The sequence below is a fragment of the Rhodococcus sp. SG20037 genome, assembly GCF_031763325.1.
Taxonomy (GTDB): domain Bacteria; phylum Actinomycetota; class Actinomycetes; order Mycobacteriales; family Mycobacteriaceae; genus Rhodococcus_F; species Rhodococcus_F qingshengii.
Genome location: NZ_CP134497.1, coordinates 566,665 through 580,683 on the forward strand (window position 1 = coordinate 566,665; position 14,019 = coordinate 580,683).

The following is a 14,019-nucleotide window of genomic DNA, read 5'->3' on the forward strand; positions in this document are numbered from 1 at the left end:
GTTAATAAAGGCGCACAGCAGTTGTCAGGGAAGCTGAGCAGGCAGGACGTGCTCACCGGTCTTGTCGGTGCTCAAGGCCAGGGAGCTGATGTACTGCTTCTCGCCGTTCGGACCGGGCACGTTCGACGCGAGCATGTCGGGACGCTCGAATTCGATTCCGCTGACGCAGCACAGAAGCGTTTCACCGGAGGGGTTCCCGTACTCGTCGAACATCGGCAGATCGATGCCGTCGTCGGTGCGTCGTAGGTAGTACTTTCCCTTGGTGGCGACGGCCAGGACCGGCGGCATCACCAGCGCGATGACGATTGCGACGATCGGGGAGAACGGCTTGATCGCCGAACCGAAAGCACCGAAGAACACCAGGATCGAAATGCCCGCGGCCAGCAGCATCGACACGAAGCCGACGGGGTTGACGTCGTAGAGCATCCCGCGTCGGAACTCGGGGACTTTCGGGGAGAGCTTCAACCAGTACTTGTTGATCGCGATGTCCGAGGCGACGACCACGACCCAGGCGATACCGCAGTTGGCGTAGAAGCCCAGGATCGTGTTGAGGAAGTCGAACATGTTGGCTTCCATCAAGATCAGTGCGATCGCCAGGTTGACCAGAACGAAGACCATGCGTCCGGGGTAGGTCTTGGTGACGCGGGTGTACGAGTTGGTCCAGGCCAGTGAGCCGGAGTACGCGTTGGTGACGTTGATCTTGATCTGGCTGATGACCACGAGGATCACGGCCAGCGTCATGGCCAGCCAGTGAGGCATCATGTCCTGGTAGATCTCGAGGAACTGGTGCACGGGCTGGTTGGCGATCGAGGATCCGTCGACGACGTTCGCGATGATGTACACGGCGAGGAACAGTCCGACGATCTGCTTGAACGCGCCGAAGATCACCCAGCCGGGGCCGGCGAGAATTACTGCAGCCCACCAACGGCGGGTGTTTTCCGGCGTCTTGGGCGGCATGAAGCGTAGGTAGTCGATCTGCTCGGCGATCTGTGCGATCAGCGACAAGCAGACACCCGCGGCCAGCATCACCGATCCGAAGTTGACGCCCTTGCCGTTTGCGCCGTCCTCACCGCCGAAGGCGAAGAACGCGCTCACCGAATCAGGGTGCTTGAACAGCAGATACAGGAACGGCAGCACCATCATGACGAGCCACAGAGGCGTCGTCCACACTTGGAGCTTTGCCAGAGCCTTCATTCCGTAGATGACCAGTGGAATGACCATCAGGGTCGAGACCGCGTAGCCGATCGAGAGTGGGATCCCGAGCCCCAGTTTCAAACCCTGGGCCATGATGGAACCTTCGAGCGCGAAGAAGATGAAGGTGAACGTCGCGAAGATGACGTTGGTGACCACCGAGCCGTAGTAGCCGAAACCGCTTCCGCGAGTGATCAAATCGAGGTCGATATTGTATCGCGCGGCATAGTAGGCAAGTGGGAAGCCGGTCGCCATGATGACGACGGCAAACACGGCGATGCCCAGCAATGCGTTACCGGTGCCGTACGAGATGCCGATGTTGGCGCCGATCGAGAAGTCTGCGAGATACGCGATTCCGCCGAGCGCGGAGGTCGCGACGACGCCGGTTCCCCATTTGCGGTAGCTGCGTGGCGCAAATCGGAGGGTGTAGTCCTCCAGAGTCTCCTTCAGTGCGGCATTCTCACCGAGATCTGCCCTGTCCGGTGCGCCGGCGGACACCTGCTCGTTCACTGCTGTCATGACGTCACTTCCCCTGGGTGCCTGTGCATGTGCACTTTGTGGTGCAGGCACCCAACCTAGGGAGGTGGCGTTACGCGGACATGTTTGAAATGTGTCGCCCACGTTGCGGATTCGATCCGCAACGTGAGCGAGCACTCATGGGACTTTCTTTACCTGTATCTGATCACCAACTGCCCGCGCCTGCAAGGCGAGTGGTTGCGTCCCGACCGGCCGAAGGTCGAGAACGGCGGCGGCCACCGGGTCGGCCAAGACGTTCCGGATGGTGCGGCGCAGCCCACGTGCTCCGAACACCGGGTCGAACCCGCGCCGTTGCAACAGGGCGACGGCGCAGTCCTCCACCTCGACGTCGATGCCTCTCCTGGCCAACCGAGTCGTGATCAGTTCGATCTCGAGACGGGTCACTTGTTCCGCGGTCTGTTCGTCGAACTCGTCGAGGATCACGGTTTCGTCGATGCGGTTGAAGAATTCGGGGTCGAAGAACTTCTCCAACGCGCGTTGCACCAGATGATGACCATGGCGCGGTCGATCGATCCGGACGCGATCGGCGAGCTGCCGCAGGTGAGATCGCCGACGTTCTGCCACCGCAGCAGAGCCGAGATTCGAGGTCAGGAACACGTAGCTGTTGCGGAACGAGATCTTCTGCTGACCGTTCGCCAACCGGAGTTCGCCGTTGTCGAGGACCTGCAGGAGCGCACGCAGCACGGTGGGGTCGGCCTTCTCCACTTCGTCGAACAGGACGATTCCGGGGGTGTACGGATCGCCCTCGACGGTGTTCTTGTCGAACAGCGTGAAGGACTCCTTGCTACCGGCATATCCAGGTGGAGCCCCGGAGAATGACGCCGCATAATGCTCTTGCGCAAGAGCATTCATGTCGATGCGGCACAGATCATCGGGTCCTGACCGTAGTTCTGCGGCCACGCGCCGCACCAATTCCGTCTTGCCGACGCCGGTCGGGCCAACGAGAAGGATGTTGGCGAGCGGACGCGTCGGATCCGTGGCACCGACATGCGCGATCGAAATCGCACGAACCACTGCGTCGACGGCGGCCTGTTGTCCGACGATCTTGGAACTCAGGGCTTTCGAGAGCTTGCGAGCGTCGAAGGCCCCGACCGGTACGGGTTCGGTTCGTTCCTCGGCCGGCGGTGGTGCTGCTGCACTGTTCCGATCATGGAGCATGTCGGTGATGTAAGGCACAGTGAGATCCTTACGCTTCGATTGTCTTCTCGACCGGCAGGTTTCCGACGCGACAATCCGCTACACCCACTGTGTCTCGGGTGATGGCCTCGACGCGTTCCTGAGCCTTCTGGGCGTCGGTGACCCACAGCTTGTAGAACTCGAACGGGCAGTCCGCGACGCCCTTGTCTCCGTCACCTGCTGCGTGGACACCGGAGTAGCCGCGATGGAGGAGTTTGAAGATGTGGTTCTGGGACTGATCGTTCTCGCGTGCGTCGCGAATGGCTGAGACGGAAAGCTGCGCGTACTGGATTCCGTATTCTTCTTCGCCGGTTTCACCCAGCGTCCGGCCGTCGAATCCGATGATCGCGGAGTGTCCGAAGTAGGAGTAGACGCCGTCGAATCCGGCCGCATTGGCAACTGCCACATAACAATTGTTGGCCCAGGCCATTGCCTTGGACATCATCACCTGCTGGTCCTTGGCTGGGTACATGTATCCCTGGCAACGGACGATCAGTTCTGCACCCTTCATCGCGCAGTCGCGCCAGATCTCCGGGTAGTTGCCGTCGTCGCAGATGATGAGCGAGATCTTCAGCCCCTTCGGGCCTTCGGTGACATACGTCGTGTCTCCCGGGTACCACCCTTCGATGGGGCACCAGGGCAGGATCTTTCGGTACCTCTGAACGATCTCGCCCTTGTTGTCGATGAGGATCAACGTGTTGTACGGGGGCTTGTTCGGGTGGTCTTCGTGCTGTTCGCCGGTGATGGAGAAGATTCCCCACGTGTCGGCTTCGCGGCACGCTGCGGAGAAGATCGCGGTCTCGTCGCCCGGGATGGTGGCTGCTGTCGCGTACATCTCCTCCTCGTTGTACATGATTCCCTGCGTGGAGTATTCGGGGAAGACCACCAGATCCATTCCGGGGAGGCCGGTCTTCATGCCGATCATCATGTCGGCGATCTTGCGCGCGTTCTCGAGGACGCCGGCGCGATCGTGCAGGCGGGGCATCTTGTAGTTGACCACTGCTACGCCGACCGTGTCGTTGCTCGAGGAGATGTCACCGTGTCGCATTGTCTTTCACTCCTTGGTTGTGTCGATCAGTTGAAGACTGGACGGGATTGGGGTACTGCGGTTTTGGGTGCAGCGAGGATCTTGGCCAGGCCCAGGAGAACCAGAAGCGCTCCGGCCCAACCGGCCGCGACGGCGGGTGTGGTGTGGAAGTTGTCGGTCAGGATCAGAAATGCGGGGACCGTGCACGTGGGCTGGCTCAGAAGGACCGCTGCCCAGCCGGTGAAGCGACTGAGATTCTCGCGGCCGAGCCCGAGTACCAGGAAGAACAGCGTCCACAGCGCTGCCCATGCGAGCCAGATGACCCCGAAGACGGGGTCGTTGCTCACTGTGAAAGAGAGGAAGGAGTACACGAGCGCGGCGCACGCGACGAACAGCGAGAACCACCCGATTCCTTCCGGCTCGAAGCCGGCGAGATTGCTGATGCCCACGTAGAGATAGGTGAATCCGAACAGATAGAGCCCTGAGGCCGCCAGGACGGCACTCGAATCTCCCTGAGCCTGAATCAACATGACGGTGGGGACGACGCATTGAAGTGCGCCGACGAAGAGGTTGAGGACCGAGGCGGATCGAACGGGAACTGTGCCGAGCAGCATCAGTCCGTTGACGAAGAGGACGGCTCCCACGTAAAGCAAACCAACACTGCCCATCGGGCACCTCCGGTTACTTCGGGACGGTTACTTCGGGACGGGTTACTTTCAAATGAAATGATTCCAAATGAAACTAAGTGATGCGCGCCACAGAAGTCAAGAGGGAGATCTCAGGGAAAATCTCAGAGCGTTGCGATGATCGAGAAGTCGAGTCCGTCGGCGACGGCGAGCTGAATCTTCTGCCGTGCAACACGATCACGAAACTCGACGGTTCCGCGAGGCCCGTCGTACGCGGCACCCTCGACGACGGCGTCCAGGTCACGCGGATGAGTGCTGTCGGCGCGCCGCACCAGGGCCGAAAGGGTATGTATCCCTTCGTAACACGATTCGGCGGCATTGTTCAGCGCCGGAGCGTGCGCGCCGTGCAGTGCAACGTAGCGCCCGAGAAGATCCATGGAGTTGCGGTCGACCATCGAACGGAAGTACGCGGCGGAGGCAAACAGGTTGCGGGTTGCCCTCGGCCCGCTCGCGAGCAGCATGTTCTCTTCCATCAACGGGCTGAACCGGATCATCGACTCGTCGAGGCCGCGGCGGGCGAAGGCGCGGTTGAAATCGACGGCGTCCTGGCCGACGAGGAGCATGATCACGCCGTCGCAACCGGAGTTCGAGACGGTCTCGACCAACTGCTTCATGTTTCCGCGCCCGAGGTCGACAAACGAACCGCCGACCAGGCTGAGATCGAGTTCGGTGGCGAATTGCCTCACGGCTCCGAGAGAGCTGTGCGGCCAGATGTAGTCGTCCCCGACGACAAACCACTTACGCGCTCCGACGTTGTCGCGCAGCCACTTCAGCGCCGGCGCGATCTGCTGACGTGGTGTCTCACCCGAGCAGTAGATGCCGGACCTGACCTCGCCGCCCTCGTAGAGCGAGGTGTACGAGTACGGAATACGGCCTGCGACCACCGGTGCGAGTGCGTGGCGGACCGAGGAGATGTGCCAACCGCTGACGGCGTCGATGTCGCCGGCGTCGAGTAGTTGTCCCACGCGGGCGGCGACGACGCTCGGCGTCGCGCCGCCGTCGATCACTTCGATCTGGACTTCGCGTCCCAGTACGCCACCGGAGTTGTTGAGGTCGCGGGCGGCCAATTCGCTGATTGCTTCGCAGGAGGGGCCGAACAGTCCGGCCGGCCCCTGAAGGGGAAGCACCATGCCCAGGCGCCACACCGCGCTGCGCGCGCGTTCCAGCGCGCCGGTAGCGCTCATGCGTCGCCGCCGGAATCGGGAGTCAGCGGCCTGGCCTGGGTTACTATCATTTCATTTGAAAGTATTGCCCGAGAAGTGTGAACTGCGCAACAGCGGGGGAGCGATCAGTGGGAAAAAGTGACTCCGGAATTCTTGATGCGTCGCTGACGACTGCGCTGGTCCGAGCAGCTCGAATGGCCGCGGCAGCGGCGGAGAAGGCGCTGGCGGCAGAGAATCTCACTCTTGATCACTGGATGACGCTCGAAGCCCTGGCGTCGACCGAGGGGCTGACGATGGCTGAGCTGCGCGATCGAACGGGAACACCGGCTCCGACGCTGACGCGAGTTGCGGACAAGTTGGTCTCGCTGGCGCTTATCTACCGCGAGGTCGGTGAGGACGATCGCCGGAAGGTACGCGTGTTTCTCTCCTCGCGCGGAAAGTCCTTGCACAAGCGGGTTGCCGCAGACATTCGCGTAGCCGAGGAGTCCTGGCTGACGTCGAAAGAGGAAGTGAAGTTGCGAGAGGGGCTTCGCCCCTGTGTGCCTTTCCGGTAGTGGGGACTACCAAAAAGGCGCACAGGGGCCGAAGGCCCTACTTGCCGCGGATGGCGTCGAATACCTTGGGGTCGACCAGGGTCGAGGTGTCTCCGAGGTCGCGGCCTTCGGCGACGTCGCGCAGGAGGCGGCGCATGATCTTGCCGGATCGGGTCTTCGGCAGTTCCGGCACGATCGTGATCTGACGCGGTTTGGCGATGGGGCTGATGTCGGTGGAGACCTGAGCCTTGAGTTCGGCGATGAGGACGTCGCCGGTGTTCTCGACGCCTTCACGGAGGATGACGAACGCGACGATGCCCTGTCCGGTGGTCTCGTCGGCGGCACCGACGACGGCGGCTTCGGCGACTCCGTGATGGTTCACCAGTGCTGATTCCACCTCGGATGTGGAGATGCGGTGACCGGAGACGTTCATGACGTCGTCGACGCGGCCGAGGACCCAGAGTGCGCCGTCGTCGTCGTACTTGGCGCCGTCACCGGCGAAGTACCAGCCTTCTTCGGCGTAGCGGGACCAGTAGGTGTCGCGGTAGCGGTCCATGTCGCCCCAGATGCCGCGGAGCATCGCCGGCCACGGCTCGTCGAGGACGAGGTAGCCGTTGCCGCCGGGGCCGAGGGGCTTGGCGTCGTCGTCGACGATCTTCGCGGAGATACCGGGCAGTGGTGCCATGGCGGATCCGGGTTTGGTGGCGGTGATACCGGGGAGTGGGGAGATCATGATCGCGCCGGTCTCGGTCTGCCACCAGGTGTCGACGATGGGGGCTTTGTTGCCGCCGATGACCTCTCGGAACCAGCGCCACGCTTCGGGGTTGATGGGCTCGCCCACAGATCCGAGGAGGCGGATCGAGGACAGGTCGTGGGCGTCGGGGATCTCGCGGCCCCACTTCATGAACGTCCGCACGAGGGTGGGTGCGGTGTAGTAGATGGAGACGCCGTACTTCTCGATGATGTCGAAGTGGCGGTGCTCGTTCGGGGAGTTGGGGGTGCCCTCGTAGACGACCTGGGTGACGCCGTTCGAGAGGGGTCCGTAGACGATGTAGGAGTGTCCGGTGACCCAGCCGATGTCGGCGGTGCACCAGTAGACGTCTTGTCCCGCTTTGTGATCGAAGACGTTGTGGTGGGTGTACGAGGCCTGGGTGAGGTAACCGCCGGAGGTGTGGATGATGCCCTTGGGCTTTCCGGTGGTGCCGGAGGTGTAGAGAATGAACAGGGGATGCTCGGCGTCGAAGGCCTGCGCTTCGTGCTCGGGTGAGGCCTGTGCGACGGTTTCGTGCCACCACAGGTCGCGGCCGTCGGTCCAGTCGACGTCGATGCCGGTCCGGTTGACCACCAACACGTTCTGGACGGATTCGGCGCCGGCGACGGATTCGTCGACCGCTGTTTTGATGGGTGCTGCTGCGCCGCGTCGCCACTGCCCGTCGACGGTGACGACGAGTTTGGCTTGGGCGTCGTCGATGCGTGAGCGTAGGGCGGTGGCGGAGAATCCGGCGAAGACGACCGAGTGGGTCAGGCCGAGGCGGGCGCAGGCGAGCATGGTGACGATCGCTTCGGGGATCATCGGCATGTAGATCGCTACGCGGTCACCGGCGACGAGGCCGAGGTCGGTGAAAGTATTTGCGGCGCGGCTGACTTCGGCGAGGAGGTCGTTGTAGGTCAGGTCGCGGGAATCGCCTGGTTCGCCTTCGAAGTGGATGGCGATGCGGTCGCCGTTGCCGGCGAGGACGTGGCGGTCAACGCAGTTGTAGGCGACGTTGAGCTTTCCGCCGACGAACCACTTGGCGACGGGGGCGTCGGTCCAGTCGAGGACGTCGGTCCATTTCTCGTGCCAGTGAAGGCGCTCAGCCTGATTCGCCCAGAAAGCGAGGCGGTCGGTATCTGCGGCAGCCTGCAACTCCGGTCCCGCGTTGGCGGCCGCAGCGAACTCTGCGCTCGGCGGATATGCCTGGGGGACGTCTGTTTCGGCTGCGCTTGTCATGGCTGACGGCCTTCTTTCCACTTTGATCGACACTTTTCTGACTCCGTGTGAGGGTAGTCACAAGCTCGCGTAAACGCACCGTTGCATCACGTTGCAACCCGTTGTCCTGCGACGATCGGTCGAATTGATGCGACGGGTGGTCGCTTCCGCCGACGAGTGAATGGGCGCGGACAGATTTCCCTCGGAATTGCGGACAATGGGTGCGATGCGCGCCCCGCGTCGGATGTGTCTATTGTCAAACCATTATTCGACCACAACTCGAAGTCACGTTCACTTTCAGTTGTAGGCGACACGACGCCGGCAGTTACGGCTGTCGGCAGGCCGCGAGCATGCTCGGGGTCACTTAGATGTGGAAGGAATTCCTTTGCGTATCTCACGCATAGCGACGGGCGCGGTCGCGCTCGGAATGACGGCAGTGCTGATCACGGCATGTTCGTCCGGCGATTCGTCGGGCGGATCGTCCAGTGGCGTCGTCAACGCCTGGGCGGGCGAGCCTCAGAACCCGTTGATCCCCACGAACACGAGTGAGAACATGGGCGGCCGCGTCCTCGACTCGCTGTTCTCCGGTCTCGTTTCGTACACCGCAGACGGCGGTACGGAGAACGAGGTTGCCGAGTCCATCGAGAGCACCGACGGTCAGAACTTCACCGTCAAGCTCAAGGACGGTTGGACCTTCACGGACGGCACCCCCGTCACCGCGAAGTCGTTCGTCGACGCGTGGAACTACGGCGCCCTCTCCACCAACGCTCAGCTTCAGGCATCGTTCTTCGATCCGATCAAGGGCTACGACGAAGTTGCCGCCGAGGTTCCGACGGCACAGACCATGTCGGGTCTGAAGGTTGTGGACGACTCCACCTTCACCATCGAACTCAAGCAGCCCGAGTCGGCGTTCCCCGATCGCCTCGGCTTCACGGCGTACTACCCGCTGCCCGAGGTCGCGTTCAAGGACATGACCGCCTTCGGTGAGAACCCGATCGGCAATGGCCCGTACAAGCTCGACGGAACCGGCGCGTGGCAGCACAACGTCCGCATCGACACCGTCGTGAACCCGGACTACAACGGCAACCGTAAGCCGAAGAACGCCGGCGTCGACTTCATCATGTACAACAGCCTCGACACGGCGTACACCGATCTCCTGGCCAACAACGTCGACGTTCTCGACCAGGTTCCGCCGAGCGCCGTCACGACCTTCGAGTCGGACCTGCCCGGACGCACCGTCAACCAGCCGTCGGCAACCATCGAGACGTTCACGATCCCGGGTCGCCTGCCGCACTTCAGCGGCGAAGAGGGCATGCTCCGCCGTCAGGCGATCTCGATGGCGATCAACCGCGATCAGATCACCCAGCAGATCTTCAACAAGACCAGGACGCCTGCACTCGACTTCACCAGCCCCGCAATCAAGGGCTGGAACGACTCGCTGACCGGTAACAGCAACGTGAAGTTCGATCCCGAGGCGGCCAAGGCTGCTTGGGCCAAGGCCGACGCCATCGCACCGTGGTCCGGCAGCTTCGAGATCGCCTACAACTCCGACGGCGGACACCAGGAATGGGTCGATGCCACGGCGAACAGCATCCGCAACACCCTCGGTATCGACGCAAAGGGCAAGCAGTACGCCACCTTCGCTCAGATCCGCACCGAAGCCACCGACCGCACCATCCAGAGCTCTTTCCGCTCCGGTTGGCAGGGCGACTACCCGCAGCAGTACGGCTTCCTGGCGCAGAACTACCAGACCGGCGGCAGCTCCAACGACGGTGAGTACTCCAACCCCGAGTTCGACCGCCTCCTGCGCGAATCGGCCGGCCAGACCGATCAGGCGAAGGCTCAGGAACTGCTCGATCAGGCCCAGGAAGTCCTGCTCAAGGACCTGCCCGCAGTTCCGACGTGGTACCGCAACGCTGCCAGTGGATGGTCGGAGAACGTTTCCAACGTGACCATCAGCTGGAACGGTGTTCCGGTCTACGAAGACATCGAAAAGAACTGACGCGTAGAACGATCCGCATCTGAAACGTGAGTTCGGGGCGGCAGGCGCCCTGCCTGCCGTCCCGAACTCGTGTTCACACCGGACTGTCCGCTGACGTACACGATCATCGACAAGGAGGTGATCCGATGCTCTGGTACATCGGTCGCCGAGTGCTTCAAATGATCCCGGTTTTTCTCGGGGCCACTCTTCTGATCTACGCCATGGTCTTCCTGCTTCCCGGTGATCCGATTGCCGCGTTGGCGGGCGACAAGGCGCTCAGTCCGGCTGTGGCAGCACAGCTTCGGGAGCGCTACCACCTCGATCTCCCCTTCTATCAGCAGTACCTGCTGTACCTGAAGGGCATCTTCACGCTGGACTTCGGCACGTCGTTCTCCGGACGACCTGTCAGTGAAGTTCTGGCACAGGCATTTCCGATCACGATGAAACTTGCCTTCATGGCACTGATCGTCGAGACCGTCTTCGGTGTCGGCTTCGGCCTCATCGCCGGCCTGCGTAAGGGCGGATTCTTCGACAGCACCGTCCTGCTGTTCAGCCTCGTTCTCATCGCCATCCCGATCTTCGTGATCGGCTTCCTGGCTCAGTTCTTCATCGGCGTCAAATGGGGCATCGTCCCGCCGACGGTCGGTGGCAACACCAGCTTCACCAATCTCCTGCTCCCTGCCCTGGTTCTGGGTTCGGTCTCGTTTGCGTACGTACTGCGACTGACCCGAACGTCCGTGGCGGAGAATCTGACTGCCGATTACGTCCGCACCGCTACCGCCAAGGGACTTTCCCGTGGACGAGTGGTTCGCGTGCACGTGTTGCGCAACTCGCTGATCCCCGTGGTCACGTTCCTGGGTGCCGACCTCGCAACGTTGATGGGCGGCGCCATCGTCACCGAGGGCATCTTCAACATCAACGGCGTCGGCGGCACGATCTACCAGGCCGTGACCAGAGGTGAAGCGCCGACGGTGGTTTCGTTCGTCACCATCCTGATCGTGATCTACCTGATCGCGAATCTGCTCGTCGACCTCTTGTACGCCGCGCTCGATCCGAGGATCCGCTATGTCTGAGACCGTGAAGACCGGACGCGCAGTCCGGCAAAGTCATTTCGTGGCACCGCCCGAAGTTGCGGCACCGGGGGAGACGGACGCCGTCAAACTCGATCAGGCGCCGACCAGCATGTGGACCGATGCGTGGCGCGACCTACGCAAGCGCCCCCTGTTCATCATCTCGACGATCATCATCCTCGCGGTCATCGTCATCGCAGCGTTTCCGAGCTTGTTCACGAGCACCGATCCGCGGTTCTGCGACCTGACCTACAGCATGCAGGGGCCGACCTCAGGGCACTGGTTCGGTTTCGACCGCCAGGGCTGTGACGTGTACTCGCGCACCATCTACGGTGCTCGCGCATCCGTACTCGTGGGCGTCGGCGTCACGGCGTCGGTGCTGGTGATCGGCGTGATCTTCGGTGCGCTGTCCGGTTTCTACGGCGGATGGACCGATTCGATCCTCTCCCGTGTCGCCGACATCTTCTTCGGCATCCCGCTGATCCTGGCTGCCATCGTCCTGATGCAGCTGTTCACCGATCGCACCATCTGGACCGTCGTCGGCGTGCTGGCGCTCTTCGGCTGGCCGCAGATGGCAAGAATCGCTCGAGGCGCGGTGATCTCGGCGAAGAACAACGATTACGTCATGGCCTCGGAAGCGTTGGGTGTCTCGAAGCTCAAGACACTGATCCGCCACGTCATCCCGAACTCGTTGGCGCCCATCATCGTGGTCGCCACCATCTCGCTCGGTACGTACATCGTTGCCGAGGCGACGCTGTCCTTCCTCGGTATCGGTCTTCCGTCCACCGAGGTTTCGTGGGGCGGCGACATCAGCAACGCTCAGGTGACGCTGCGTCAGGGTTCGACCATTCTGTTCTACCCGGCAACGGCTTTGGCGATCACCGTTCTCGGATTCATCATGATGGGTGACGCTCTGCGCGACGCCCTCGATCCCAAGTCGCGGAAGCGGTGAGCACGATGACCACCAAGGAAACTCTCACCTCGGAGGAAACTCCGTTGCTCGAGATTCGTGATCTCGAGGTGTCTTTCCAGTCCAATTCCGGTCCGGTTCCGGCAGTTCGAGGCGTCAGCCTGACCGTCTACCCGGGTCAGACGGTCGCGATCGTCGGCGAATCGGGTTCGGGTAAGTCCACCACCGCCCACTCGATCATCAATCTGCTTCCCGGCACCGGCAAGGTGACGGCAGGCGAGATCATCTTCGACGGCAAGGACATCTCGAAGGTCTCGGAGAAGGACTTCGTCCACATCCGGGGAAGCCAGATCGGTTTGGTTCCGCAGGACCCGATGTCGAATCTGAATCCCGTGTGGAAAGTGGGCTTCCAGATCGAGGAAGCACTGGCCGCCAACGGGATCGCCAAGGGCAAGGCAGCCAAGGTTCGGGCCGCCGAACTGCTCGAGGAGGCAGGACTCGCCGAAGCCGAGAGCCGGTTGGGGCAGTACCCGCACGAGTTCTCGGGCGGTATGCGTCAGCGCGCACTCATCGCGATCGGGTTGTCCGCTCGTCCGAAGCTCCTGATCGCGGACGAGCCGACGTCGGCGCTCGACGTCACCGTCCAGCGTCAGATCCTCGACCACCTCGACGGTCTGACTACGGAACTCGGCACCGCCGTTCTGCTCATCACTCACGATCTTGGCCTGGCCGCCGAGCGCGCCGAGCATCTGATCGTGATGAGCAAGGGTCGTATCGTCGAATCCGGTCCGGCACTGGAGATTCTGAAGCGCCCGCAGCATCCGTACACGCAGAAGCTGGTCGCGGCTGCGCCGTCGTTGGCGTCGAAGCGGCTCAGCTCGTCGGTGGCGCGCGCCGAGATTCGCGAACAGGCGGAAGAGGTCGCCGAAGCGGTCAAGGCCGAGGAAAGTGCGGCAGAGTCCTTCGGCAAGGTGACCGACGACGTTCTTGTCGTCGATCATCTGACCAAGGTGTTCAAGCTGCGCAAGGGTTTCCGCAAGACCACCGACTTCACAGCCGTGAACGACGTGTCCTTCAAGGTCCGCCGCGGAACCACAACGGCGATCGTCGGTGAATCGGGTTCCGGTAAGTCGACGGTCGCACAGATGGTCCTCGGTCTGCTCGAGCCCACTGCGGGCAACGTGGTCTTCGACGGTCAGGACGTGGCGAAACTCGGTGCGAAGGAAACATTTGCGTTCCGTCGACGAGTGCAGCCGATCTTCCAGAACCCCTACGGCACACTCGACCCGATGTACTCGATCTACCGCACGATCGAGGAACCGCTGCGTACCCACAAGGTCGGGACCAAAGCCGAGCGTGAGGCTCGCGTCCGCGAACTTCTCGACAAGGTGGGTCTACCGCAGTCGGTCATGCGTCGGTTCCCGAACGAACTCTCCGGTGGACAACGTCAGCGCGTCGCCATCGCGCGAGCACTGGCCTTGCAACCGGAGGTCGTGATCTGCGACGAGGCGGTCTCCGCTCTCGACGTGCTCGTGCAGGATCAGATCTTGACCCTGCTCAACGACCTGCAGGCAGAGTTCGGGTTGACGTACCTCTTCATCACGCACGACCTGGCCGTGGTTCGTCAGATCGCGGACAACGTGTTGGTGATGTCGCGTGGCTCGATCGTCGAATCGGCACCGATCGACGACGTGTTCGGTAATCCGCAACAGGACTACACCCGCAAGTTGCTCGACGCGATTCCCGGTGGGTCCATCAAGCTGGGAAGCTGACGCA

The 14,019-nt window shown here is 62.2% G+C and carries 11 protein-coding genes; 5 read left to right on the forward strand and 6 right to left on the reverse strand.

Annotated elements, in window-relative coordinates; genetic code table 11:
- Positions 1–24: 24 nt before the first annotated feature.
- The 5 genes from RHP72_RS02695 to RHP72_RS02715 form a co-directional block, all read right to left on the reverse strand.
- Positions 25–1,710 carry a cytosine permease gene (locus RHP72_RS02695; RefSeq protein WP_042446692.1) on the reverse strand — a complete coding sequence of 562 codons (1,686 nt, stop codon included), beginning with the start codon at positions 1,708–1,710 and terminating at the stop codon, positions 25–27.
- A gap of 135 nt (positions 1,711–1,845) precedes the next feature.
- A complete protein-coding gene (locus tag RHP72_RS02700) occupies positions 1,846–2,904 on the reverse strand; it encodes an AAA family ATPase (protein WP_311094273.1) in 1,059 nt (352 codons plus the stop codon).
- Between the two features lie 10 nt (positions 2,905–2,914).
- The gene (locus RHP72_RS02705) at positions 2,915–3,952 is read right to left on the reverse strand and encodes an aliphatic amidase (RefSeq protein WP_003946093.1); all 1,038 of its coding nucleotides are present in this window, start codon (positions 3,950–3,952) and stop codon (positions 2,915–2,917) included.
- A 26-nt stretch (positions 3,953–3,978) separates the two neighbouring features.
- Positions 3,979–4,599, reverse strand: a complete 621-nt coding sequence (locus RHP72_RS02710; RefSeq protein WP_003946099.1) for an AmiS/UreI family transporter — start codon at positions 4,597–4,599, stop codon at positions 3,979–3,981.
- 122 nt (positions 4,600–4,721) lie between these two features.
- A complete protein-coding gene (locus RHP72_RS02715) occupies positions 4,722–5,801 on the reverse strand; it encodes a substrate-binding domain-containing protein (RefSeq protein WP_311094274.1) in 1,080 nt (359 codons plus the stop codon).
- A gap of 107 nt (positions 5,802–5,908) precedes the next feature.
- Here RHP72_RS02715 and RHP72_RS02720 point away from each other — a divergent pair, with 107 nt between their 5' ends.
- Positions 5,909–6,334: a MarR family transcriptional regulator gene (locus RHP72_RS02720; protein WP_042446697.1), complete on the forward strand. Its 426-nt coding sequence runs from the start codon at positions 5,909–5,911 to the stop codon at positions 6,332–6,334.
- A 37-nt stretch (positions 6,335–6,371) separates the two neighbouring features.
- On the opposite strand, the gene acs is transcribed toward RHP72_RS02720, so the two are convergent.
- Complete coding sequence (gene acs, locus RHP72_RS02725; protein ID WP_050655293.1) at positions 6,372–8,303, reverse strand: acetate--CoA ligase; 1,932 nt, start codon at positions 8,301–8,303, stop codon at positions 6,372–6,374.
- 364 nt (positions 8,304–8,667) lie between these two features.
- Here acs and RHP72_RS02730 point away from each other — a divergent pair, with 364 nt between their 5' ends.
- From RHP72_RS02730 to RHP72_RS02745, 4 genes are all read left to right on the forward strand, one after another.
- Complete coding sequence (locus RHP72_RS02730; RefSeq protein ID WP_007732431.1) at positions 8,668–10,284, forward strand: ABC transporter substrate-binding protein; 1,617 nt, start codon at positions 8,668–8,670, stop codon at positions 10,282–10,284.
- 125 nt (positions 10,285–10,409) lie between these two features.
- Positions 10,410–11,336, forward strand: a complete 927-nt coding sequence (locus RHP72_RS02735; RefSeq protein ID WP_019746637.1) for an ABC transporter permease — start codon at positions 10,410–10,412, stop codon at positions 11,334–11,336.
- On the forward strand, positions 11,329–12,285 hold the full coding sequence (locus RHP72_RS02740) for an ABC transporter permease (protein WP_019746638.1): 957 nt from the start codon (positions 11,329–11,331) through the stop codon (positions 12,283–12,285). The genes RHP72_RS02735 and RHP72_RS02740 overlap by 8 nt, the downstream gene beginning before the upstream one ends.
- Before the next feature lie 5 nt (positions 12,286–12,290).
- Positions 12,291–14,015, forward strand: a complete 1,725-nt coding sequence (locus RHP72_RS02745; RefSeq protein ID WP_143173114.1) for an ABC transporter ATP-binding protein — start codon at positions 12,291–12,293, stop codon at positions 14,013–14,015.
- Positions 14,016–14,019: the final 4 nt, after the last annotated feature.